This is a genomic window from Citrobacter sp. TBCS-14 (assembly GCF_005280805.1).
Lineage (GTDB): Bacteria > Pseudomonadota > Gammaproteobacteria > Enterobacterales > Enterobacteriaceae > Citrobacter > Citrobacter gillenii.
In genome coordinates this window covers 940,176-962,905 of record NZ_SZWM01000164.1, presented here as the reverse complement: position 1 = coordinate 962,905, position 22,730 = coordinate 940,176, and the positions used below count along the sequence as shown (strand labels likewise).

At 49.1% G+C, this 22,730-nt stretch carries 21 protein-coding genes, 2 pseudogenes and 1 riboswitch; of the genes and pseudogenes, 13 read left to right on the top strand and 10 right to left on the bottom strand.

Annotated features, from left to right (window positions below; translation table 11 throughout):
• Nucleotides 1-177 precede the first annotated feature (177 nt).
• Genes FDX22_RS08290 through FDX22_RS08280 form a run of 3 tightly spaced genes read left to right on the top strand, consistent with a single transcriptional unit; the run spans nt 178 to nt 3,096 of the window.
• A complete protein-coding gene (locus FDX22_RS08290; RefSeq protein WP_096756509.1) occupies nt 178-1,863 on the top strand; it encodes a sensor histidine kinase in 1,686 nt (561 codons plus the stop codon).
• The gene (btsR, locus tag FDX22_RS08285; protein WP_115258047.1) at nt 1,860-2,579 is read left to right on the top strand and encodes a two-component system response regulator BtsR; all 720 of its coding nucleotides are present in this window, start codon (nt 1,860-1,862) and stop codon (nt 2,577-2,579) included. Before FDX22_RS08290 ends, btsR begins: the two co-directional genes overlap by 4 nt.
• 46 nt (nt 2,580-2,625) lie before the next feature.
• Nucleotides 2,626-3,096 carry a DUF1456 family protein gene (locus tag FDX22_RS08280; protein WP_115259919.1) on the top strand — a complete coding sequence of 157 codons (471 nt, stop codon included), beginning with the start codon at nt 2,626-2,628 and terminating at the stop codon, nt 3,094-3,096.
• 76 nt (nt 3,097-3,172) lie between these two features.
• On the opposite strand, the gene metG is transcribed toward FDX22_RS08280, so the two are convergent.
• A complete protein-coding gene (gene metG / locus FDX22_RS08275; RefSeq protein WP_146717019.1) occupies nt 3,173-5,206 on the bottom strand; it encodes a methionine--tRNA ligase in 2,034 nt (677 codons plus the stop codon).
• A 163-nt stretch (nt 5,207-5,369) separates the two neighbouring features.
• On the opposite strand from metG, the gene apbC reads away from it, so the two are divergent.
• The 6 genes from apbC (at nt 5,370) to FDX22_RS08245 (ending at nt 12,178) form a co-directional block, all read left to right on the top strand.
• Nucleotides 5,370-6,479: an iron-sulfur cluster carrier protein ApbC gene (apbC, locus tag FDX22_RS08270; protein WP_096756512.1), complete on the top strand. Its 1,110-nt coding sequence runs from the start codon at nt 5,370-5,372 to the stop codon at nt 6,477-6,479.
• A 264-nt stretch (nt 6,480-6,743) separates the two neighbouring features.
• Nucleotides 6,744-7,025: a DUF2574 family protein gene (locus FDX22_RS08265; protein WP_115259920.1), complete on the top strand. Its 282-nt coding sequence runs from the start codon at nt 6,744-6,746 to the stop codon at nt 7,023-7,025.
• A gap of 278 nt (nt 7,026-7,303) precedes the next feature.
• Nucleotides 7,304-7,846, top strand: a complete 543-nt coding sequence (locus tag FDX22_RS08260) for a fimbrial protein (protein WP_146717018.1) — start codon at nt 7,304-7,306, stop codon at nt 7,844-7,846.
• Nucleotides 7,847-7,960: 114 nt separating this feature from the next.
• Nucleotides 7,961-8,644 carry a fimbria/pilus periplasmic chaperone gene (locus tag FDX22_RS08255; RefSeq protein ID WP_146717017.1) on the top strand — a complete coding sequence of 228 codons (684 nt, stop codon included), beginning with the start codon at nt 7,961-7,963 and terminating at the stop codon, nt 8,642-8,644.
• A gap of 12 nt (nt 8,645-8,656) precedes the next feature.
• Nucleotides 8,657-11,137 carry a fimbrial biogenesis outer membrane usher protein gene (locus tag FDX22_RS08250; RefSeq protein ID WP_146717016.1) on the top strand — a complete coding sequence of 827 codons (2,481 nt, stop codon included), beginning with the start codon at nt 8,657-8,659 and terminating at the stop codon, nt 11,135-11,137.
• A gap of 18 nt (nt 11,138-11,155) precedes the next feature.
• Entirely contained in the window at nt 11,156-12,178 is a 1,023-nt protein-coding gene (locus FDX22_RS08245) for a fimbrial protein (protein ID WP_146717015.1), read from the top strand.
• A gap of 43 nt (nt 12,179-12,221) precedes the next feature.
• Here FDX22_RS08245 and FDX22_RS08240 read toward each other — a convergent pair whose 3' ends face one another.
• From FDX22_RS08240 to FDX22_RS08215, 6 genes and pseudogenes are all read right to left on the bottom strand, one after another.
• The gene (locus tag FDX22_RS08240; RefSeq protein WP_096756518.1) at nt 12,222-12,554 is read right to left on the bottom strand and encodes an RcnB family protein; all 333 of its coding nucleotides are present in this window, start codon (nt 12,552-12,554) and stop codon (nt 12,222-12,224) included.
• 465 nt (nt 12,555-13,019) lie between these two features.
• Nucleotides 13,020-13,190 (bottom strand): annotated as a pseudogene (locus FDX22_RS32570) (hypothetical protein); the annotation flags it as partial.
• Nucleotides 13,191-13,198: 8 nt separating this feature from the next.
• A complete protein-coding gene (locus FDX22_RS08230) occupies nt 13,199-13,426 on the bottom strand; it encodes a hypothetical protein (RefSeq protein ID WP_096756520.1) in 228 nt (75 codons plus the stop codon).
• A gap of 662 nt (nt 13,427-14,088) precedes the next feature.
• Entirely contained in the window at nt 14,089-14,535 is a 447-nt protein-coding gene (locus tag FDX22_RS08225) for a Shiga toxin A subunit (RefSeq protein ID WP_146717013.1), read from the bottom strand.
• Between the two features lie 2 nt (nt 14,536-14,537).
• Nucleotides 14,538-14,906, bottom strand: a complete 369-nt coding sequence (locus FDX22_RS08220; RefSeq protein ID WP_146717012.1) for a tlde1 domain-containing protein — start codon at nt 14,904-14,906, stop codon at nt 14,538-14,540.
• Nucleotides 14,906-15,400 (bottom strand): annotated as a pseudogene (locus FDX22_RS08215) (Hcp family type VI secretion system effector). Before FDX22_RS08215 ends, FDX22_RS08220 begins: the two are co-directional and overlap by 1 nt.
• 267 nt (nt 15,401-15,667) lie before the next feature.
• Nucleotides 15,668-15,764: riboswitch (TPP riboswitch) on the top strand.
• A gap of 32 nt (nt 15,765-15,796) precedes the next feature.
• Here FDX22_RS08215 and thiM point away from each other — a divergent pair.
• Genes thiM through FDX22_RS08200 form a run of 3 tightly spaced genes read left to right on the top strand, consistent with a single transcriptional unit; the run spans nt 15,797 to nt 18,181 of the window.
• A complete protein-coding gene (thiM, locus tag FDX22_RS08210) occupies nt 15,797-16,585 on the top strand; it encodes a hydroxyethylthiazole kinase (protein WP_096756523.1) in 789 nt (262 codons plus the stop codon).
• A complete protein-coding gene (gene thiD, locus FDX22_RS08205; RefSeq protein WP_146717011.1) occupies nt 16,582-17,382 on the top strand; it encodes a bifunctional hydroxymethylpyrimidine kinase/phosphomethylpyrimidine kinase in 801 nt (266 codons plus the stop codon). The genes thiM and thiD overlap by 4 nt, the downstream gene beginning before the upstream one ends.
• A gap of 52 nt (nt 17,383-17,434) precedes the next feature.
• The gene (locus tag FDX22_RS08200; RefSeq protein WP_146717010.1) at nt 17,435-18,181 is read left to right on the top strand and encodes a GntR family transcriptional regulator; all 747 of its coding nucleotides are present in this window, start codon (nt 17,435-17,437) and stop codon (nt 18,179-18,181) included.
• Here FDX22_RS08200 and FDX22_RS08195 read toward each other — a convergent pair.
• From FDX22_RS08195 to FDX22_RS08185, 3 genes are read right to left on the bottom strand one after another with little or no spacing between them, the layout of a single operon-like run.
• A complete protein-coding gene (locus FDX22_RS08195) occupies nt 18,155-19,120 on the bottom strand; it encodes a PfkB family carbohydrate kinase (protein WP_117343239.1) in 966 nt (321 codons plus the stop codon). The genes FDX22_RS08200 and FDX22_RS08195 overlap by 27 nt on opposite strands.
• Complete coding sequence (locus tag FDX22_RS08190; RefSeq protein WP_146717009.1) at nt 19,117-20,121, bottom strand: ADP-ribosylglycohydrolase family protein; 1,005 nt, start codon at nt 20,119-20,121, stop codon at nt 19,117-19,119. Before FDX22_RS08190 ends, FDX22_RS08195 begins: the two co-directional genes overlap by 4 nt.
• A complete protein-coding gene (locus FDX22_RS08185) occupies nt 20,118-21,395 on the bottom strand; it encodes a nucleoside permease (RefSeq protein WP_117343241.1) in 1,278 nt (425 codons plus the stop codon). The genes FDX22_RS08190 and FDX22_RS08185 overlap by 4 nt, the downstream gene beginning before the upstream one ends.
• Before the next feature lie 253 nt (nt 21,396-21,648).
• Between FDX22_RS08185 and fbaB the strand changes: the two genes are divergently transcribed.
• Nucleotides 21,649-22,701 (top strand): class I fructose-bisphosphate aldolase, encoded by a 1,053-nt coding sequence (fbaB, locus tag FDX22_RS08180; protein WP_005129139.1) that lies wholly within the window; start codon nt 21,649-21,651, stop codon nt 22,699-22,701.
• Nucleotides 22,702-22,730 lie beyond the last annotated feature (29 nt).

The window sequence follows — 22,730 nt, the reverse complement described above, 5'->3', positions numbered from 1 at the left end:
TTTTGCGAACCAGGTAGTTTTGTCTGTTTTTTGCTCAAAGAATGGGTGATTTTGTAGTCATACCCACGCTTTTGAGTGACCGTTCTCACAAATTCCTCATTTTTTGCAACAGTTCAAAGAAAGTTACGCGCAGCCCATGTATGTTACGCGCTTTTAAGAAGACTGTGGTTGGCGGGTATGTACGAGTTTAATCTGGTGTTGCTGCTGCTACAGCAGATGTGCGTGTTTCTTGTTATTGCGTGGTTAATGAGCAAAACGCGTTTATTTATCCCGCTGATGCAGGTCACTATCCGGCTGCCGCACAAACTCCTTTGCTACGTCACCTTTTCCATCTTTTGCATTCTGGGTACCTACCTGGGGCTGCATATTGAAGACTCCATTGCCAACACCCGTGCGATTGGCGCGGTGATGGGCGGCTTGCTTGGTGGCCCGGTGGTTGGGGGGCTAGTCGGGTTGACTGGCGGCCTGCATCGTTATTCGATGGGCGGAATGACCGCGCTGAGCTGCATGATCTCGACCATTGTTGAAGGACTTCTCGGCGGGTTGGTACACAGCGTACTGACCCGCCGCGGTCGCACTGATAAAGTCTTTAGCCCGCTGACGGCGGGCGCGATCACCTTTTTTGCCGAACTGGTGCAGATGCTGATCATTTTATTGATTGCGCGTCCCTTTGATAATGCGCTGCATCTGGTGAGCAATATTGCCGCGCCGATGATGGTTACCAATACCGTGGGTGCAGCCTTATTTATGCGTATTTTGCTCGACAAACGGGCCATGTTCGAAAAATACACCTCGGCGTTTTCAGCCACTGCGCTAAAAGTTGCCGCCTCAACGGAAGGCATATTGCGCCAGGGGTTTAACGAGGTTAACAGCATGAAGGTGGCCCAGGTACTGTATGAGGAGCTGGACATTGGTGCAGTGGCGATAACCGATCGCGATAAGCTGCTGGCCTTTACCGGAATTGGTGACGACCATCATCTGCCAGGCAGACCGATTTCATCCTCTTATACCCAAAAAGCGATTGATACCGGTGAAGTGGTGTATGCCGACGGCAACGAGGTACCTTACCGCTGCTCGCTGCATCCGCACTGCAAATTAGGCTCGACGCTGGTGATCCCTTTGCGTGGTGAAAACCAGCGGGTGATGGGGACCATCAAACTGTATGAAGCCAAAAACCGCTTATTTAGTTCGATCAATCGCACGCTTGGCGAAGGGATTGCGCAGTTGCTGTCAGCGCAGATCCTTGCCGGGCAATATGAACGGCAAAAAGCGATGCTCACGCAGTCAGAAATTAAGCTTCTGCATGCGCAGGTGAATCCCCATTTTCTGTTTAATGCGCTCAATACCATTAAAGCGGTGATCCGCCGCGACAGCGAGCAGGCCAGTCAGTTGGTGCAATATCTGTCGACCTTCTTTCGCAAAAACCTCAAACGGCCGTCAGAAATTGTGACGCTGGCAGATGAAATTGAACACGTTAACGCCTATCTGCAAATTGAAAAGGCGCGCTTTCAGTCGCGCCTACAGGTCACTTTAACGGTACCGGATGAACTTTCGCATCAGCAATTGCCAGCATTTACGTTGCAGCCCATTGTCGAGAATGCGATTAAGCACGGCACCTCTCAGCTACTTGATACCGGTGAGGTCTCCATTACCGCCCGGCGAGAAGGGCAGTATCTGATGCTGGATATCGAAGATAATGCCGGCCTGTATCTGCCGACAACCGAGGCCAGCGGGCTGGGGATGAATCTGGTGGATAAGCGACTACGTGAACGGTTTGGCGATGATTTTGGCATCAGCGTAGTGTGTGAACCTGACCTCTTTACCCGAATCACTTTACGACTTCCCCTGGAGGAACTGGCATGATCAAAGTGTTGATTGTGGATGACGAACCGTTAGCGCGGGAAAATCTGCGGATCCTGTTGCAGGAGCAAAGCGACATTGAGATTGTGGGGGAATGTTCGAATGCCGTTGAGGCCATCGGCGCGGTGCATAAATTGCGCCCTGATGTGCTGTTTCTCGATATCCAGATGCCACGTATTAGCGGTCTGGAAATGGTGGGCATGCTCGATCCTGAACACCGTCCGTATATTGTTTTTCTCACCGCATTTGATGAGTATGCGGTGAAAGCCTTTGAAGAACATGCCTTTGATTATTTGCTCAAACCGATTGAAGAAACCCGGCTGGAGAAAACGCTGATCCGTTTACGCCAGGAGCGCACGAAGCAGGATGTGTCGGTGCTGCCGGAAAACCAGCAGGCGCTAAAATTTATTCCGTGCTCCGGACACAGCCGCATTTATCTGCTGCAAATGGACGATGTGGCGTTTGTCAGCAGCCGCATGAGCGGCGTTTTTGTCACCAGCAGCGACGGTAAAGAAGGCTTTACCGAGCTTACACTGAGAACGCTGGAGAGCCGCACGCCGCTGTTGCGCTGCCATCGACAATACCTGGTGAACATGGCGCAGTTGCAGGAGATTCGCCTGGAAGATAACGGCCAGGCCGAGCTGATTTTACGTAACGGCCTGACCGTGCCGGTGAGCCGCCGTTATCTTAAAAGCCTAAAAGAGGCGATTGGTCTGTAAAACTGGTACACTGCGCGCCATTGCATCACCGACAGTTGAAGGCTCTATGCTAAGTAACGACATTCTTCGTAGCCTGCGCTACACCCTGAAAGCGAACAATAACGACATGGTGCGGATCCTTGCGCTTGCTGACATGGAATCCACCGCCGCAGGTTTCGACACCTGGATGACGAAAGAAGATGAAGACGGGTTTATTCGTTGCCCGGACATCATTCTCTCCGGTTTTCTAAACGGCCTGATCTACCATCTGCGCGGTAAAGATGATTCGGCGCCGGAGCTGGCGCTTGAGCGTCGGGTGAACAACAATACGGTGCTGAAAAAGCTGCGTATCGCCTTTTCACTGAAAACCGATGATATTCTGGCCATTATGACCGAGCAGAAATTCCGCGTGTCGATGCCGGAAATTACCGCCATGATGCGTGCGCCGGAACATAAAAACTACCGCGAGTGTGGAGACCAGTTTTTACGTTATTTCCTGCGTGGTTTGACTCACCGGGTACATCACACGAAAGCGTGATTTAATACCCGCAGGTCCGTGCATGCGTAGCGCTAACGGGCAAAAAAAAGCCGGATAATAATCCGGCTTTTTTTGTTTATTTCACCTGTTGGCCAGGTTTGGCGCCTTCGTCAGGGCTTAACAGGAAGATATCTTTCCCGCCAGGGCCGGCGGCCATCACCATACCTTCAGAAATGCCGAAGCGCATTTTACGCGGTGCCAGGTTAGCCACCATAATGGTCTGGCGGCCAATCAGTACCTGCGGGTCAGGGTAGGCTGAACGGATGCCGGAGAAGACATTACGCTTTTCACCGCCCAGATCCAGGGTCAGGCGCAGCAGTTTGTCGGAGCCGTCAACGAACTCGGCGTTTTCGATCAATGCCACGCGCAGGTCAACTTTGGCAAAATCGTCAAAGGTGATGGTTTCCTGAATCGGGTCGTCCGCCAGCGGGCCGGTAACCGGTGCGGCAGCCGCTTTCACTTCTTCTTTTGATGCTTCAACCAGAGCTTCAACCTGTTTCATGTCGATGCGGTTGTACAGCGCTTTGAAGGTGTTGACCTTGTGGCCGAGCAGCGGCTGCTGGATGGCATCCCAGGTCAGTTCGCTGTTCAGGAATGCTTCGACACGCTCGCTCAACGTTGGCAGAACCGGTTTCAGGTAGGTCATCAGGACGCGGAACAGGTTAATACCCATGGAGCAAATCGCCTGCAGATCGGCGTCACGGCCTTCTTGTTTGGCGACAACCCACGGAGCCTGTTCGTCAACGTAGCGGTTAGCCACGTCGGCCAGCGCCATAATTTCACGAATGGCTTTACCGAACTCGCGGCTTTCCCACGCTTCGCCAATCACTGTAGCGGCGTCGGTAAAGGTCTTGTACAGTGCCGGATCGGCCAGTTCAACTGCCAGTACGCCGTCAAAACGCTTACTGATAAAGCCCGCGTTACGGGACGCCAGGTTGACCACTTTGTTGACGATGTCGGCGTTAACGCGCTGAACAAAATCTTCGAGGTTCAGGTCGATGTCATCGATACGTGAAGAAAGCTTCGCCGTGTAGTAATAGCGTAGGCTGTCGGCATCAAAGTGCTTCAGCCAGGTGCTGGCTTTAATGAAGGTTCCGCGAGATTTTGACATCTTCGCGCCGTTCACCGTCACATAACCGTGGACGAACAGGTTAGTCGGTTTACGGAAGTTACTGCCTTCCAACATGGCAGGCCAGAACAGGCTGTGGAAATAAACGATATCTTTACCGATGAAGTGATACAGCTCGGCGTCAGAATCTTTTTTCCAGTATTCATCAAAGCTTGTGGTATCGCCGCGCTTGTCACACAGGTTTTTGAACGAGCCCATATAGCCAATCGGCGCATCCAGCCAGACATAGAAGTATTTGCCTGGCGCATTCGGGATTTCAAAACCGAAGTACGGTGAGTCGCGGGAAATGTCCCACTGCTGCAGGCCGGATTCAAACCACTCCTGCATTTTGTTCGCAACTTGTTCCTGCAACGCGCCGCTGCGCGTCCATGCCTGCAGCATTTCGCTGAATGACGGCAGGTCAAAGAAGAAGTGTTCGGAGTCACGCATGACCGGCGTCGCGCCAGACACCACGGACTTCGGCTCGATAAGTTCGGTTGGGCTGTAGGTCGCGCCGCACACTTCGCAGTTATCGCCGTACTGATCCGCAGCCTTACATTTCGGGCAAGTGCCTTTAACGAAACGGTCCGGCAGGAACATGCCTTTTTCCGGGTCGTACAGCTGGGAGATCGTGCGGTTTTTAATAAAACCGTTTTCTTTCAGGCGCGTGTAAATAAGCTCGGACAGCTCCCGGTTCTCATCGCTGTGCGTGGAGTGGTAGTTGTCGTAGCTGATATCAAACCCTGCAAAATCAGTCTGATGCTCCTGACTCATTTCACCGATCATCTGCTCTGGTGTAATGCCAAGCTGCTGAGCCTTCAGCATGATTGGCGTACCGTGTGCGTCGTCCGCGCAGATGAAGTTTACCTGGTGGCCGCGCATTCGCTGGTAACGGACCCAGACATCAGCCTGGATGTGCTCCAGCATATGGCCGAGGTGGATGGAGCCGTTGGCGTACGGCAGCGCGCACGTTACCAGAATTTTCTTCGCGACTTGAGTCATAGTGGGCAATTACTTCTTTTGTAGTGAAAAGGGCTTTGATAGTACCAAAATGGTAATTACTGCGCCAAGTGATAAGGGCATTTATCCGTAAATGAATAATTGTCGCGGTTGGAGTAAACTAGCTGGTGACAATCGTCTTTCAGAACAACAAAAAGGAGTCGGGATGAACGCACAATCCCAGGCCAAATCACCAGAAACCCTGCGCGCTATGGTCGCCGGGACGCTGGCGAATTTTCAACATTCAACCCTGAAGCATAATCTGACGACGCTAAAAGCGTTGCACCATGTCGCCTGGATGGATGACACGCTGCACGTTGAGCTGGTGATGCCGTTCGTCTGGCACAGCGCGTTTGAAGTATTAAAAGAGCAATGCAGTGCCGATCTACTGCGTATCACCGGCGCGAAAGCCATTGACTGGAAGCTGTCGCACAATATTGCGACGCTGAAACGCGTGAAAAACCAGCCGGGCATCAACGGTGTGAAAAACATCATTGCCGTCAGTTCCGGTAAAGGCGGGGTAGGGAAATCCTCAACCGCCGTTAACCTGGCGCTGGCGCTTGCTGCGGAAGGGGCGAAGGTCGGTATTCTCGATGCCGATATTTATGGCCCGTCTATCCCGACGATGCTCGGTGCAGAAAATCAGCGCCCGACCTCACCGGACGGCACCCATATGGCGCCGATTATGTCTCATGGCCTGGCAACCAACTCCATTGGTTATCTTGTCACCGACGATAACGCCATGGTGTGGCGCGGCCCGATGGCCAGTAAAGCGCTGCTGCAGATGCTGCAAGAAACGTTATGGCCAGATCTGGATTATCTGGTCCTGGATATGCCGCCGGGCACCGGTGACATTCAGCTGACGCTGGCGCAGAACATCCCGGTAACGGGGGCGGTTGTAGTAACCACACCGCAGGACATTGCGCTTATCGATGCCAAAAAAGGCATTGTGATGTTCGAGAAGGTGGAAGTGCCGGTTCTGGGCATTGTTGAGAATATGAGTATGCATATCTGCAGCAACTGTGGTCATCATGAGCCGATCTTCGGCACCGGTGGCGCGCAGAAGCTGGCGGAGCAATATCGTACTCAACTGCTGGGACAAATGCCGCTGCATATTTCTCTGCGTGAAGACCTCGATCGCGGTACGCCGACGGTTATCAGCCGTCCAGACAGCGAATTTACCGCCATTTACCGTGACCTGGCAGGACGTATCGCCGCACAGCTGTATTGGCAGGGCGAAGTTATCCCCGGTGAGATTGCCTTCCGCGCGGTGTAATTTATAGCGTTACAGATATTCACCGCATCAATGTATTATTGATGCGGTGAATACTTAGAGTGAAAAAGCTTCGTAATATTGTTTATCCTGCCTGTATAATTCATGTCTTTTTCCGAATAAATCACCTCAATGCATCATTATAATTGATCAAATAAAACCAATTAATCTACAATCTCAATTGGTTTTAGCAAGGAAGTTAACCCATAATTAACCGGACCGACGGCGAATGCGCTGTTTTCCACCCATACAGGAATAATGAATGCAATGAAAATTGGTTTATTGTTGGGACTTATTACTCTGGCTTATGGAATGAGTTCGTCTGCCTTCGCTTCAGATAGCGCCACATTAACCATCAGTGGCAGGGTGACTGAACCGACGTGTAGCGCTGATGTTGTTAACAATAAAGTGCAGCAACGCTGTGGTATCGTAACCTTAACTCCTGACCTCCACGAGGTTGCGTCTCATCCTGTAAGAGGCGTGGTGACCGAGCTTGTGCCCCTGGGAAGGGATGCCACTCGGCAAATAGTGTTAAGCCGTTACGATTAATATACGGAAATTACTATTAAGCACTAATCATGATTATGAATGATTGGTGCTTTTTTATTGCCTTCACGAATAATGTCGAATGATTAATTACGCTAATTTATTAAATGCAAAAATAGTATTCGCTCTTACTTATTTGTTGTAATTATATTGCTGTTTATAACTTGTTTTAAATCAATAAAACAAGGTGTTTACATTGCGGTAACGTTTCTTGTGTGCGAATTTAATTTCAAGAGTTGAACCTCTTAACAAATAGAAATTAATTCATTAAGGAAGATACTATGAAACGTTCAATTATTTCTGCTGCTGTACTGTCTGCTGTATTTATGAGCGCTGGGGCTTTTGCTGCTGATACCGAAACAGGACAGCTGACCATTACAGGGAAAGTAACTGGGGCACCATGCACCTTCGAAACAGGTGGAGACTCTGTAAGTATAAATATGCCTACTGTACCAACCAGCGTTTTTTCAGCATTGTCTATATATTCAACGTATAACGATGCAGTTGGTGTAACCAGTGACGTACTAAAAATTAAATGTACAGGTGATACGGCTGGTCTTAAGCTTTCATTAATTAGTGGAGGTAAAATCACTGGTAATGATAAAGCAGTTAAAAGTGGTAATAACACTGTAGGTTATTATTTATATTTAGGCGCGGAAACTACAGAACTTGATGTATCCAAACCATTAAATATTTCAAAGTATGAAACTACCAAAGGGAATTATTCAATACCTTTTAGTGCTAAATATTTGAAGTTAACCAGTGATGATGTGGTCGCTGGTGATGTGATTTCAAATCTAGTTCTGCGCGTTTCTGAAGATTAGTTTTATGTCGGCGGCATTGTCGCCGCCAGTTTTTATCCTTTGGTAAGGGTGACGGTTATTATTAAGCAACTACACAGACTGTAGAGAATAAATTTAAGTATAAGAGGCATCAAAATGAAAGGACTCACAGTCATATTCATTGCATCTATAGTTCTGCCAGCGCATGCGGGAATTGTGATCTACGGTACTCGCATTATCTACCCTGCGGAAAAAAATGAAGTATTGGTGCAACTGATGAACCAGGGAGAACGTTCATCGCTGGTACAGTCATGGATTGATGATGGTGATATATCTTTATCGCCAGAAAAGATCCAGGTCCCTTTTCTGCTGACTCCTCCGGTTGCTAAAGTAGCGGCCAAATCAGGCCAGCAGTTGAAAATTAAAAAAATGCCCAATATGTTGCCCAATAATAAAGAGAGTCTTTTTTACCTCAATGTACTGGATATTCCTCCGAACAATCCTGACAGTGTAGGAAAGAATGTACTCAAGTTCGCGATGCAGAATAGGATTAAACTATTTTATCGACCTAAAGGTATCTCACCAGTTAATAAGCTTACGTTTCAAAAACTGTCTATGAAACGTAGCGCCAGTATTTATTCCATTAAGAATGATGCCGCTAACTGGGTCACGGTGACGGAAGTAAAAGCTAATGATGTAAAAATAAATAACGAAAGCATTATGCTTGCACCACTTTCCAGTGCAGATGTGACATTAAAAAGTGCGAATGCTAATCAGTATGAAATGACCATTATTGACGACCACGGTAATTATATCAGCGATAACGTCAGCCTAAAATAACAGGAGTTGATTATGTTAAGGATGACTCCGATTGCTTCGGCGGTATTACTGTTGCTGCTCGGTATCGACGGCCACGCCGCAGAAGAAACGTTTGACACTAACTTTATGATGGGTGGTATGAAGGGCGAGAAGGTTTCCGATTTCCGCCTCGATGATAATCAACTGCTACCCGGACAATATGACATCGATATCTACGTCAATAAGCAGTGGCGTGGTAAGTATGATATTACCGTTAAGGATAATCCGGATGACACCTGTTTATCTCGCGATACGTTAACACGTCTGGGGATAAATACGCAGGCGTTGGATAAGAAGAATGAATGCCCCACATTAACACAGGCTGTACAAGGTGGGAGCTATGCCTGGAATATTGGTACGTTTCGTCTGGACCTCAGCGTCCCGCAGGCCTATGTGGATGAACTGGAGAATGGCTATGTTCCCCCGGAAAACTGGGATCGCGGAATTAACGCCTTTTATACTTCGTATTACGCCAGCCAGTATTACAGCGACTATAAAGATTCAGGTAACAGTAAAAGCACCTATGCCCGCTTTACCAGTGGATTAAACCTGCTGGGGTGGCAGTTGCATTCTGATGCCAGCTATAACAAAACTGATGACAGCAGCGGGGAGTGGAAAAGTAATACCCTGTATCTGGAACGCGGCATCCCGCAAATTTTGGGCACTCTGCGTGCCGGGGATATGTATACCTCATCGGATATTTTTGATGCGGTGCGCTTTAGCGGTGTGCGTCTGTATCGCGATATGCAGATGTTGCCGAACTCTAAACAAAATTTCACGCCATTAGTGCAGGGGATTGCGCAGAGCAACGCGCTGGTCACCATCGAACAGAACGGCTTTGTCGTTTACCAGAAAGAGGTTCCACCTGGCCCGTTCTCTATTGCTGATTTGCAACTGGCCGGCGGCGGTGCGGATCTTGACGTCAGTATCAAAGAGGCTGACGGATCGGTAACAACTTATCTGGTGCCGTATGCTGCGGTGCCCAATATGCTGCAACCTGGGGTGTCAAAATATGATTTTGCCGCCGGGCGTAGCCATATTGAAGGGGCCAGCAACCAGACAGACTTTGCACAGATGAGCTACCAATATGGGCTGAATAATCTGTTAACGCTGTACGGCGGTACCATGCTGGCGGATAACTATAATGCGTTTACGTTGGGTACCGGCTGGAATACGCGTATTGGCGCGATTTCCGTCGATGCAACCCAGTCCCACAGCAAGCAGGATAGCGGTGACGTGTTTGACGGGCAGAGCTACCAGATTGCTTATAATAAATATTTGACGCAAACCGCCACCCGTTTTGGCCTGGCGGCGTATCGCTACTCTTCCAAAGATTATCGCACTTTTAACGATCACGTTTGGGCAAATAATAAAAACAGTTATCATCGTGATGAAAATGATGTGTACGACATCGCAGACTATTATCAGAATGATTTTGGTCGTAAGAACAGTTTTTCAGCTAACGTCAGCCAGTCTTTGCCGCAGGGTTGGGGCTCGTTTTCGCTCAGTACGCTGTGGCGCGATTACTGGGGGCGTAGCGGTAACAGTAAAGATTATCAGTTGAGTTATTCTAATAGCTGGCAACGGATTAGCTATACTTTTTCAGCCAGTCAGACTTACAACGAGGATCATCACGAAGATAAGCGTTTTAACGTCTTTATCTCTATTCCGTTCGATTGGGGAGATGATATTAGCGCTCCGCGCCGGCATCTATATGTATCGAACTCGACCACCTTTGATGATGATGGTTTTGCCTCCAATAATACCGGACTTTCCGGCACCGCAGGCAGTCGCGATCAGTTTAACTATGGCGTCAACCTCAGCCATCAACGACAGGACAGCGAGACAACGGCGGGGGGGAATCTGACGTGGAATGCGCCAGTTGCGACACTGAACGGCAGCTACAGTCAGTCGTCTAAATATACACAAACTGGCGGCAGTATTTCCGGGGGGCTGGTGGCCTGGTCTGGGGGCGTGAATTTAGCCAACCGACTATCGGAAACGTTTGCCGTGATGCACGCGCCGGGTCTGGAAGGGGCGTATGTAAATGGGCAGAAATACCGTACCACCAACCGTAATGGCGTGGTCGTTTACGATGGCTTGACGCCATATCGTGAAAACCACCTGATGCTGGATGTCTCCAATACCAACAGTGAAACCGACCTGCAAGGCAACCGTCGCAGCGCCGCGCCGTATCGCGGAGCGGTAGTGCTGGCAAGGTTTGATACTGACCAACGCAAACCCTGGTACATCCGGGCACTACGTCCTGATGGCTCACCGCTGACGTTTGGTTATGAAGTTGAAGACAATCACGGACACAATATTGGTGTGGTAGGTCAGGGGAGCCAGCTATTTATTCGTACCAACGACGTGCCACCGGAGATAAACGTGGCGGTTGATAAACAACAGGGACTTTCATGCTCAATCACTTTCGGCAAAACGATTGATGAAAGTAAAGTTTATATTTGTCGGTGATTAGTCTGAGATATCAATATGAAAATAATTATATTATTGGTTTTCTGTGTATTTCCTTCATTAAGCTATTCAGCATGTAAAGGGACGATTGAACGTCAGGATATTTTTGAAGTCAAAGATTTGATAATTATAGACGGTGGAGTGCAAACACAAGTTTTCAATAATCCATTTATTGACTCAACATGTGAAGAGTCAGATAATATAAGTAAATTAGATACCGCTGATTATATAATTGGGATGGGTGAAGGTGATAGTGTTAGACTAAAGGTAAGCGTTAAATGGAATGCTAGCAATAGCATTTCTTTATCGAAAAAGAATGGTGCCTTCTCTGGGGACTATACTGTTTCCATTCAAGAGTTAAGTTCACCTGGTTTTGTAGATGTAAGTGCAAATGGCGGATATAGCATAACACTAAATAATGTTGCAGTGATGACTGGGGCAACAATCTGGAATTCAGGTAACGCATTCTTGCAATGGTTGATATGTGCTACTAATCCGAAAAACTGGGGGACGTGCATTAACACTATCTTAAGTAAGTTAAATGGAAAAGGTTTGTATAGTACTCATTTAACGATATCTTACAATAAAAAAATGACAACCTGTATCCCGGGGAATTTATCAATAACACTTGATTCTATTGCAATGAATGAACTGAAAGGGGCGGGTGAAGTTAATACTCCATCTCAGCGCGGAGATATCACTCTGGAATGTAAGGATGGTATAGGGGTATCATCACTGGCTAGTCGGGATGTACTGGTGTCACTACATAGTGATTTGGTTTGGGATGGGAATAAGTCAGTCTTAAAATCCAATAGCGATAATGGGGTTGGTTTTGTTTTAAGAGATGGAATTACGAATAGCTTGATACACGTTAATCAGGGAAATGGGTCTGGTAGTGTACTGAAGAAATTCCCTAAGGGAAATGTAATAAATAACATTGAAACCATTCCTTTGATAGTTAGGTATTATGTATTTGATGTCAATAAAGTAAAATCAGGTGAGTTGCAATCAAATGCACTAATTGTTGTTTCATATAATTAGCATCTTTAATTACGCACTCCCCATAAGAGCGAGTGCGTTTTTTTTACCGGTGATAAAAAATCTCGCCGTCGTAGGCTTTGATGATCTTGCCATCGGCATCATTGACCAGCACATACGCGCCGCCCATGTAGGTCCAGTGGGTGCCTGCCGTCGGTGCGGGCAGGTTACGCAGGTTCCACTGCTTAATGGTGTATTCTTCGGTGAGATACAGGGGCGGAACCTTGTCACCGGGTTTGAAATGGGTAAAGTCAGCAATAAAGCCGCTCAGCTCATATTTATCGATGCCTTTAGGGGCTGCGATGGCGGCAGGCGCTGCCCAGACGGTGCTGGTTACGAGCAGCAGTGCACCCAGCAACATTTTATTCTTCATACCCATCCTCTCTACTCATTCGGGTCGTCAACAACGGTCGTGTATCATTCCGGGCTTACAGGATATCTGACAAGCACTATTTTGTGAGAACTCCAGTTATTTCGTAAAAAGTGTAAATGAAGTACGAGCAGGCGGCAACGTTGAACCGCAATTTAGCAATACCGCTGCTGCTCTGCAATTTACATCAGTTTGTTGTGATGCAGTCACAGGACGACATCGCAAGATGTCAGCATCTTTACTATCTTCAACCAATAAAGGCGACCGAAGTCGCCTTATGATTGTTTACCCCTTGGAAAGTTGGGCTTTTACGACTGTATCGGCTTCAACTTTAAGAGAGAGTACATAACCTTGTTTCTTCCATAAACCGTTATTAGGTTTCCATCCTTTAGCAAGGAGATATTCAGCACTGGTAGAAATTGGTTGATTTAGTACGTGATCGGCATCAGCAGTAAATGCGTTAGAGCCTGATTTAGCCTTCGCATTTTGCGCTTTGGTTTTGTGAATATCACAAGTCCCATCACCATCACTAACTTGTGTGCAACCAGAACGTTCTAATTGAGCGCGATAGTGTGCATTAATTGCATGGGCAGGCATAACGGCGAAAGAGCATACAAGAGCAATCAGGGCTAATTTAGTTTTCATGATAAACCTTAGTTATGATGAGAATGTTTTTTCGCGTCCAGTTTACGGCTATTCTCCGTGTAAACCTGGTAACGATCGGCGTTGGCGCGATTATCAGCATGATATTGCTCAAAGCACGCGGTACGATCAATGCCGTTAGCTTCACAATCATCAAGATATTGTTTTTCCAGATTACAACCGGAAAGTGAAAAAGCGCCTGCTACGATAGCTATCATCATTAATTTATTATACTTCATTCCCAAGCCTATAATTAATTATTATTACACTAACCCGCCATTTTTGAAATGACGATGTTATACATCACCTGATAAATACACCTGGAGCTACAAGACATAAAGAAACGATTGCGGAAACAATCACTCCTTTTGTCATGTTGTTGTTAACCTTAAGAGGTATAGACAAAAACCTTTTTATCCATATGAAACATCAATGTGTTTGATTGATATAAAGCCTAACCGCGGTTATCGGTATAAATCAATACAGATTAATCTTTAAATCATAATCTTTTTTAGTGAAGTGAAATAACTATCTGATAGGCCAAGGATTTAGATGACAACAGAGAACACAAAAAAACATCCGGGGCTATGGCTTTAGGGTGTGTTTTTTTATTTAATGTTTACATGTAGATAAGTTATCTTTAAATAGGTGATTTAACCACCTACAATCTAGCATTAACAAAATAGCTCCTTAACTGCTCATGATGATCGAATGGAAAACTACCTTTTATCTCTTTATTCTATATTAAATACGTATTAGTGGATTTAATCAATTATTTATTGCTGATCAGGTCGCAGGTGTTTTATCTTGAAAATGCTTTTTGTATTAGGATAGGGGGTTAATGAGATGGTTGTACTTCTAAAGTACTCTTTTTAAGAGGGGCATTACTGCCCCATAAGTATCAAAACTCTCTTGATAACGTGATGTATCCATTAAATCTAATAGAGCATTCATCCTTGTTCATCAGGCTGGATGCAATAAACACATCTTTTTTTTTCGCCTTATTCATATAAGTATATTTAGCTGTGATAGATTTTACACCATTATAATAATAGCTAGAGAAATAAATCTTATTATATGTATGTTCTGTTTTCTCCTTACTAGGATCTTTATTGTAATCAATTCGTGCTAAAGATTCCGCATAGGTTTCAGAGATTGGAGAAATATCAATGATATCTACTTTGGCTTTATTTTTATCAACAGTTGATGTATCAATTTTTAGATCTTTTGATAGCGCATCAAATAAAGATGATTCCATTGATAAGCCAACAGCGGCGCATCCATAATCTTTTGCATATGCAAATATTGGGATTAAAGCAAATGAATAGACTAACAGTTTTTTAAACATAATTAATCTTCCACTACTAAAACTTTATCGCTGCTAGCGTCAATGATTTTACGATATGGCAAGTTAAGGATAATGCAACCATCAGAAGCTTCTCCAGGATTGGCAGCACTATCACCATGAATCATAAAACCATCACGCCCACACATTTGATTTTCAATGTATGGCGTAAGTCTCATCGTCCATGCTCTAGTTCTACGATGGTAGAAAGCGGGGCCGATAGTGTAAGTGCCTCTAGGAAGTGGGCCGTTATCTTTTACACACTCATTAGCAGAATCATTTTTATATCCAGGTCTGCCAGAATATTTAGCATCAAATTGATAGGTTCCATTCAGATAAAAGTTGTGGGCACTTACTTTATAAACCCAAGTCATTACGCTGCCTCCTTATTTCCGTTCCATGAATCAGAATGAATTATATTTCCATCAAGATAATGCCAGGTGATTTTTTCATATGCCAAATAGAATGCTTCAAGATGGTTGTGTTTTTCAAATGTAGGGTTTTTTATGTCAAACATGAAAGGTTCAATTTCATTAATTCTGACATTATCCATTGTTACACGGAAATATTCTTCTTCTTGTCCGTTATAGTTTATGCGGTAGAACTTCAATACAGCTTGTTTAAATTTTCTGCCGGATGATACACCTTGATAGAGGTAAGGAGATGAACAATCGACTTCTTTGATTAGTGCGTAATCTCCATGCTGGCGCTTACTGGTGATCTTTCCGGTTTTGTCGTCAGTTGGTAACTATACATTATGCATAAGCTCTAAAATCTCTATAGAATCTTCTCTACCATGCACATCAACACTGCCTTTAACTTGATTTCCTGCATCATCGGTAAGCCATAGATACACAGGTATTGCCATATCAAAATCCCTCTTAATTATGCTGGTATTGAGCGTTAATTGTACTACTTATGGATGTATACGGAGAATATTTTTCCGAGAAACCTATTGAAATAAAAGTGATTTAAGTAAAACTACATTGGGTGTTAGGGTAATCCCCCCGAAAAACCGGTGAGATAAGCACTGTGATAAATGCTGTGTTAAATCGAAAATTCTTGCTCCTGGGGCTAAGCCCCGGTTACACTAAATATCTACACATTTTCAATGTGTAAGTGATTGTTTTATAAATTAAATGACTCGGGGTGCCCTTCCTTGTGAAGGCTGAGAAATACCCGTACCACCTGATCTGGATAATGCCAGCGTAGGGAAGTCTGACACTGCTCGTGTCCCTTCTTTCACGCGGGCAGGAGCTGAACCATGCAGCCTGACCTGCACAGCCGCGCACTCGCGGCCCACGCCTTACAGCAATTTAGAACCCTTTCTCCGCTCACGCATTGTATGACCAATGAGGTCGTGCAGAATTTTACCGCCAATACGCTTCTGGCATTGGGCGCGTCACCTGCGATGGTGATTGAACCCGAAGAAGCCAGCCAGTTTGCGGCTGTTGCCCATGCAGTGTTGATTAATGTCGGTACGCTGACCGAGAGCCGTGCCATTGCTATGCGTGCGGCGGTCGAGCAGGCGCAGCGGGCGAATACGCCCTGGACGCTCGATCCCGTTGCCGTTGGGGCACTGGAGTTTCGCCGTCGTTTTTGCCTGGATTTGCTCTCGCTCCAGCCTGCTGCCATTCGCGGTAACGCCTCTGAAATACTCGCGCTAGCGGGAATGCGCGGAGGTGGGCGCGGTGTAGATACCACCGATACAGCCGCCGCTGCTTTGCCAGCGGCACAGGCGTTGGCATGCCGGGTCGCCTCCATCGTCGTGGTAACCGGGGAGGTGGATTACGTTACCGATGGCCAGCGTACCGTGAGTATTCGCGGTGGCGATCCATTGATGACGCGTGTCGTTGGCACCGGATGTGCGCTGTCGGCGGTGGTGGCTGCCAGCTGTGCGTTGCAGGGGGATCGGCTGAGTAACGTCGCGTCTGCCTGTAGCTGGATGAAACAGGCTGGTGAATTCGCCACTGAGCACTCGACAGGGCCAGGAAGCTTTATTCCTGCATTCCTTGATGCTTTATATAACCTGAACGCGCAGGAGCTGGCATGAAACGGATTAACGCATTAACAATTGCCGGAACCGATCCCAGCGGTGGTGCAGGTATTCAGGCGGATTTAAAAACATTCTCTGCGCTCGGGGCCTATGGCTGCTCGGTCATCACGGCTCTGGTGGCGCAAAATACGCGCGGTGTGCAGTCGGTTTATCGGATCGAACCTGATTTTGTTGCCGCGCAGCTGGACTCCGTGTTCAGCGATGTACGCATAGATACCACCAAAATCGGTATGCTGGCAGAAACGGATATTGTGGAAGCGGTCGCTGAGCGTTTACGCCGCTTTCAGGTACGAAATGTGGTGCTTGATACAGTGATGTTGGCGAAAAGCGGCGATCCGCTGCTGTCCTCCTCTGCGGTAGAAACACTGCGTACTCGCCTGCTGCCGCAGGTGTCGATCATTACCCCGAATCTGCCGGAGGCCGCCGCATTGCTCGAAACAACCCATGCCCAAACGGAGCAGGAAATGCTGGCGCAGGGGCGTGCTCTGCGGGCATTGGGCTGCGAGGCGGTGCTGATGAAGGGCGGTCATCTGGATGACGCGCAAAGCCCTGACTGGCTGTTTACCCGCGAGGGCGAGCAGCGCTTTACCGCGCCAAGAGTGAAGACCAAAAACACCCATGGCACCGGTTGTACGCTGTCGGCAGCGCTGGCTGCGCTACGCCCGCGTCATGCAAACTGGGCCGATACGGTGCAGGAGGCCAAAATGTGGCTCTCGGCGGCACTGGCCCAGGCAGATTCCCTGGAAGTGGGCGAGGGGATAGGTCCGGTACACCATTTCCACGCGTGGTGGTAACAGGGATAAATGCGTATACTGGCTGAAGATTCAGCGGTCAGGAAAAAGATAAATGGAACAAGCGCATACCCAGCTTATCGCGCAACTGAATGAACGCATTTCGGCGGCGGATAACACGCCGCTGTATCTTAAATTCGCCCAAACGGTGAAGAACGCTGTCCGCAGCGGCATCCTCGAGCATGGCAATATTCTGCCTGGTGAGCGCGATCTCAGCCAGCTGACCGGCGTTTCGCGCATTACGGTGCGTAAAGCGATGCAGGCGCTGGAGGAAGAAGGGGTAGTGACCCGCGCCCGTGGTTACGGAACGCAGATCAACAATATCTTTGAGTATTCGCTAAAAGAAGCGCGCGGCTTTTCTCAGCAGGTGGTGTTACGCGGAAAAAAACCAGATACGCTGTGGGTCAATAAACGCGTGGTGCCGTGTCCGGAAGAGGTGGCGCAGCAGCTGGCGATTACCGCCGGCAGTGACGTTTTTCTGCTTAAGCGTATTCGCTATGTGGATGAAGACGCCGTATCCATTGAAGAGTCCTGGGTCCCTGCGCATCTTATTCATGATGTGGATGCCATCGGCGTCTCGCTGTACGACTATTTTCGCAACCAGCATATTTTCCCGCAGCGTACGCGCTCCCGCGTCAGCGCCCGCATGCCGGATGCGGAGTTCCAGTCGCACATTCAGATGGACAGCAAAGTGCCGGTGCTGGTGATCAAGCAGGTCGCGCTTGACCAGCAGCACCGGCCCATTGAATACAGCATCAGTTACTGCCGCAGCGACCTATACGTCTTTGTGTGCGAGGAGTAACGCGTCGCGCGAGGGGGCGCAATCGCCGCCGCGATGCCCGACCACCCACGATCCCACCGCGTTGCCAAGCAACACGGCATCGGCTAGCGACCAGCCAGATGCCAGCCCGGCCAGCATGCCGCCTGCGTGACTGTCGCCAGCGCCAATGGTGTCAACCACGGTCGTTGGAAATGCAGGCACGCAGCCGGATGTCGTTTCACTGAAATACCATGCGCCGTCTTTATCGTGGCGAACTACCACCGGCGTGGCAAAGCGCTTCACCCACTCAGCGCCAAAACCCTCGACATCCACGCTTAACCTGAACCGTTCTGCGGCAATGTCTGCTTCCTGCCGATTCAGTGACACCAGCGGGTGACAGGCCAGTATTCGCGCCATTAAGGTATCGGAGATGTCGCCGATGCGTGGCCCAAAATCGATAAATGGCGTCACCTCATCCAGACTCTCCAGCCACTGCACCAGCAGCTCGCCGCACGGCGAAGCCAGCTGATAGCCGGAAAGATACACCAGACTGTGGCGCGGGATCGTCAACTGCGCAAGCCAGTCGGCGTTCCACTGATTTTCGACGCCGCTGAAGGACATAAAGGTGCGTTCACCGTCCGGCTCAACTAGCGCCAGACACCAGCCATTATCACCTTCGGCATGGTCAATCAGACTGTGTAAACCCTCTTTTGCCATCCGGTTGCGGATGATATCTGCCCACACGCCTTGACCTAGCGGCAAGGCATTGCTGGCGTCGATACCTAAACGCTTAAGCGCGACGGCGATGTTCAGCGCACAGCCGCCAACATTAACGCCTTGTTGTTTAAGCTCGATGTCACAACCGCGCCAGGGCAGGGCATACGCATCGGCAATCACATCGATCACCGCTGCACCGACTACCGTCACCGGGCGCTGGGTGTGCAATTGCGGGATAAGTGCCTGCAAACGCGTGGTGCTCATCGCGCCTCCCGTTGCTCACGCAGGCGCATTAATCCGCTGGCGTAGCGGGTAAAGTCCAACTGATTGACCGCATCCAGTTCCTGTTTCAACACAGGGTCAATCGCGCCGACGCCGTGCAGTGCGCCGCAAATTGCCGTCGCCATGGCACCGATGGTGTCGGTGTCACCGCCAAGATTCGCACACAAAATAGCGCAGCGCTTAGGGTCGGTGTGTGCCAGTTCCACCATGGCGATAGCGCAGGGCACGGATTCAATGGTGCTGGTGCCAGCTCCCACCACCTGATACAGCTGCTCACTGGCAGACTCGGTACCGTTAGCATCGCGGACGATTTTCAGTGCCAGTTCGAGGCGCGCCGCGAGCGATGCACTAAAGGTGGTGATCCGTTTTTGCTGGGCGTGGTGGGCAATGGCGGGAAGCGCATCGACAATATCGCACCATTGTTCGCCGTCGATCGCGCGCGACACTGCCCACGCGACTACCACGGCCCCGGCCACCGCCAGATCCGATTTATGCGTCGGGCTGGACGCCAGCGCCACATCATCAATGAAGGCATCAAGATCGTGTGCGGGTAGCAGGCAGCCTAACGGTGAAACGCGCATGGCCGCACCGTTGGTGACACCGTTGTTTTCCAGCTCAGTAACGGGTTTTCCGTCGCGGATGGCCTTAAGGGCAATCTTCGAGGTGGGGCCCAGCACGTTTTTATTGAAGGCATCGAAATCTTCCGCCCAGGCCAGGATATTTCGGCCAATGACGTCGGGGACAATTTCCCCGTCGCATTCCAGCAGAGCATCTGCCAGGCACAGCGCCATGGCTGTGTCATCAGTGAACTCCGCCTGGTTAAAATAGCAGGCGGCGTTATTTTCCGCGGGGCCGGGCAAAAAGCGGTCGATCCAGCCAAAGTGTGCTTTCACGCGGGTTCTGGGCCATAGCTCTGACGGCATGCCCATCGCATCCCCTAACGCTTGCCCATAAAGAGCACCGAGAATACGCTCTGCTTTCATTTTACTTCCCCTTTTTTCAATGCCAGATCGCGGTCGTTCACGTTAATTGCGGTGATTTCTTTGTCAGACTCGCGAAAGAAAATCATAAACAGTACGGCAATGACGGCAATCATGACTGCGCCAAATCCCCACATGCCCGCCCAGTTAAAGGTGAGACCGTTAACCGGTTCTTTATACGCAAACATTTTTTCCATCATCACCCCGCCCAGGCGATAGCCCAGCAGACTGCCGAATCCCTGACAGCAGAGGGTGATCAACCCCTGTGCGGCGGTACGCATATGCACAGGCGCTTTTTTATCCACGTAGATATAGGCCGTAACATAGTAGAAATCGTAACTGACGCCGTGCAGCAGAATGCCGAGAAACAGCAGTGCGTAGGTGAAATATTCTTCCGCGCCGCCGTAGACGAAAAAGCCATAGCGGATCGCTGCAGTAATAAGACCAAGCAATAATACCTTTTTAATGCCAAAGCGCTTAGTAAAGAACGGCAGCGCCAGCATAAAGAAGATTTCCGAGAACTGACCCAGCGTCATCCAGCCGGTGGCATTTTTCATTCCGACTTCGGTCAGGTAACCATTGGCGAAGATATAGTAAAACGCCAGCGGCATCGCAAACAGGAACGAACAGAAGAAAAAGACAAGGAAGTTCTTATCACGCAGCAGGATCAGTGCATCCAGCCCCAGCATGACTTTGATATCCATCTTGCCGGTACTTTTTGGCGGCGTATCCGGTAAGAAGAAGGCGAAGACACCCAGCAGCGCGGAGCTCCCGGCGGTGATCAGCAACGGGATATTGGTGGGGGAAATATCGCTGTAGCCCAGCATTTGCGGTAAGAACCCGCAGGCTAAACCGGAGGCAATCCAGCCAATGGTGCCCATCACACGGATACGTGGGAAGTCACGCTCGACGTCCGGGACGTTGGCAAAGGCAATACTGTTGGTCAGCGCAATGGTGGGCATATAGGTCAGTGAATACGCCAACAATAGCGGGAAGAAGCCGCCGAAGGTGGTCTGCTGCGCGGCGAAGTACATCAGAATGGCGCCGACGAACATTAACACCGCCAGGACTTTTTGCGCGGAGAAAAAGCGGTCAGTGAGCGAACCGACAAAAATCGGTGACAGGATTGCGGCAATGGCGGTACAGGCGTAGGACCAGCCAATTTCTCCGGCGCTGAATCCGCTTTTACTCAGCCACAGCCAAAGCGGTACAAACCAGGCGCCCCAGATAAACCACTCCACGAACATCATGAACGACAGCTTTGCTGTAGTTTTCATCTTTACATCCTTCATGACAGGTAAGGTACGTTTTCATAGTACCAGTAGATAATACCTTTAAAATACCTTTGTGTTTTAATTTTGACCGCCTTAACGTTTTTTAATGCCTGAATCGAGCCAGCGGAAATGACTGAAAAGTGCGCTAAAGATGGAAAAAAAGCGCAGTCGGTACCAGGCTTATGGCTGCCCGCAACAAGGCGGGTCAGGACAATTCACATTCCGGTATCCAACCGGAACTTACGGGAGCATAGCTATGACTGATATTGCGCAGTTGCTTGGCAAAGATGCCGACAACCTTTTACAGCATCGTTGTATGACCATTCCTTCTGACCAACTTTACCTGCCAGGGCATGATTACGTCGACCGCGTGATGGTAGACAATAATCGTCCGCCTGCCGTGCTGCGTAATATGCAGACGCTGTACAACACGGGCCGACTCGCTGGCACGGGATACTTGTCGATTCTGCCGGTCGACCAGGGTGTGGAGCATTCCGCCGGAGCCTCGTTTGCCGCCAACCCGTTGTACTTTGATCCGAAGAATATTGTGGAGCTAGCTATCGAAGCGGGCTGTAACTGCGTGGCGTCGACCTACGGCGTGCTGGCTTCCGTATCTCGTCGCTATGCACACCGTATTCCGTTCCTCGTAAAAATTAACCACAACGAAACGCTCAGCTACCCGAATACTTTTGACCAGACGCTGTATGCCAGTGTGGAGCAGGCATTCAATATGGGCGCGGTGGCGGTCGGGGCTACGATCTATTTTGGCTCCGAGGAATCGCGTCGTCAGATTGAAGAGATTTCTGCAGCGTTTGAACGTGCGCATGAACTGGGGATGGTGACGGTGCTGTGGGCCTATCTGCGCAACTCCGCATTTAAGAAAGACGGGGTGGATTATCACGTTTCCGCCGACCTGACCGGGCAGGCAAACCACCTGGCGGCCACCATCGGGGCGGATATTGTTAAGCAGAAAATGGCGGAAAATAACGGCGGGTATAAGGCCGTTAACTTTGGCTATACCGACGATCGCGTCTACAGCAAGCTGACCAGCGACAACCCGATTGACCTGGTGCGTTATCAACTGGCGAACTGCTATATGGGCCGCGCCGGGCTGATTAACTCCGGCGGTGCGGCAGGGGGCGAAACCGATCTCAGCGATGCGGTGCGCACGGCGGTAATTAACAAGCGTGCCGGTGGTATGGGTCTGATCCTCGGACGTAAAGCGTTCAAGAAAACCATGGCAGATGGTGTTAAGTTGATTAACGCCGTGCAAGACGTTTATCTGGATAACAAAGTAACCATTGCGTAAATTATCGCGGGTTGTGGTCATGTCACGGC

Excerpts from the sequence above, each read along its gene's own strand:
- thiM (WP_096756523.1), top strand. The coding sequence starts at position 15,797 with ATGCAGCCTGACCTGCACAGCCGCGCACTCGCGGCCCACGCCTTACAG.
- FDX22_RS08230 (WP_096756520.1), bottom strand. The coding sequence starts at position 13,426 with ATGAAGTATAATAAATTAATGATGATAGCTATCGTAGCAGGCGCTTTT.
- FDX22_RS08265 (WP_115259920.1), top strand. The coding sequence starts at position 6,744 with ATGAAAATTGGTTTATTGTTGGGACTTATTACTCTGGCTTATGGAATG.
- FDX22_RS08245 (WP_146717015.1), top strand. The coding sequence starts at position 11,156 with ATGAAAATAATTATATTATTGGTTTTCTGTGTATTTCCTTCATTAAGC.
- thiD (WP_146717011.1), top strand. The coding sequence starts at position 16,582 with ATGAAACGGATTAACGCATTAACAATTGCCGGAACCGATCCCAGCGGT.
- FDX22_RS08225 (WP_146717013.1), bottom strand. The coding sequence starts at position 14,535 with ATGTTTAAAAAACTGTTAGTCTATTCATTTGCTTTAATCCCAATATTT.
- fbaB (WP_005129139.1), top strand. The coding sequence starts at position 21,649 with ATGACTGATATTGCGCAGTTGCTTGGCAAAGATGCCGACAACCTTTTA.
- FDX22_RS08290 (WP_096756509.1), top strand. The coding sequence starts at position 178 with ATGTACGAGTTTAATCTGGTGTTGCTGCTGCTACAGCAGATGTGCGTG.
- FDX22_RS08260 (WP_146717018.1), top strand. The coding sequence starts at position 7,304 with ATGAAACGTTCAATTATTTCTGCTGCTGTACTGTCTGCTGTATTTATG.
- FDX22_RS08200 (WP_146717010.1), top strand. The coding sequence starts at position 17,435 with ATGGAACAAGCGCATACCCAGCTTATCGCGCAACTGAATGAACGCATT.
- metG (WP_146717019.1), bottom strand. The coding sequence starts at position 5,206 with ATGACTCAAGTCGCGAAGAAAATTCTGGTAACGTGCGCGCTGCCGTAC.
- FDX22_RS08220 (WP_146717012.1), bottom strand. The coding sequence starts at position 14,906 with ATGACTTGGGTTTATAAAGTAAGTGCCCACAACTTTTATCTGAATGGA.
- FDX22_RS08240 (WP_096756518.1), bottom strand. The coding sequence starts at position 12,554 with ATGGGTATGAAGAATAAAATGTTGCTGGGTGCACTGCTGCTCGTAACC.
- btsR (WP_115258047.1), top strand. The coding sequence starts at position 1,860 with ATGATCAAAGTGTTGATTGTGGATGACGAACCGTTAGCGCGGGAAAAT.
- FDX22_RS08255 (WP_146717017.1), top strand. The coding sequence starts at position 7,961 with ATGAAAGGACTCACAGTCATATTCATTGCATCTATAGTTCTGCCAGCG.
- FDX22_RS08250 (WP_146717016.1), top strand. The coding sequence starts at position 8,657 with ATGTTAAGGATGACTCCGATTGCTTCGGCGGTATTACTGTTGCTGCTC.
- apbC (WP_096756512.1), top strand. The coding sequence starts at position 5,370 with ATGAACGCACAATCCCAGGCCAAATCACCAGAAACCCTGCGCGCTATG.
- FDX22_RS08195 (WP_117343239.1), bottom strand. The coding sequence starts at position 19,120 with ATGAGCACCACGCGTTTGCAGGCACTTATCCCGCAATTGCACACCCAG.
- FDX22_RS08280 (WP_115259919.1), top strand. The coding sequence starts at position 2,626 with ATGCTAAGTAACGACATTCTTCGTAGCCTGCGCTACACCCTGAAAGCG.
- FDX22_RS08185 (WP_117343241.1), bottom strand. The coding sequence starts at position 21,395 with ATGAAAACTACAGCAAAGCTGTCGTTCATGATGTTCGTGGAGTGGTTT.
- FDX22_RS08190 (WP_146717009.1), bottom strand. The coding sequence starts at position 20,121 with ATGAAAGCAGAGCGTATTCTCGGTGCTCTTTATGGGCAAGCGTTAGGG.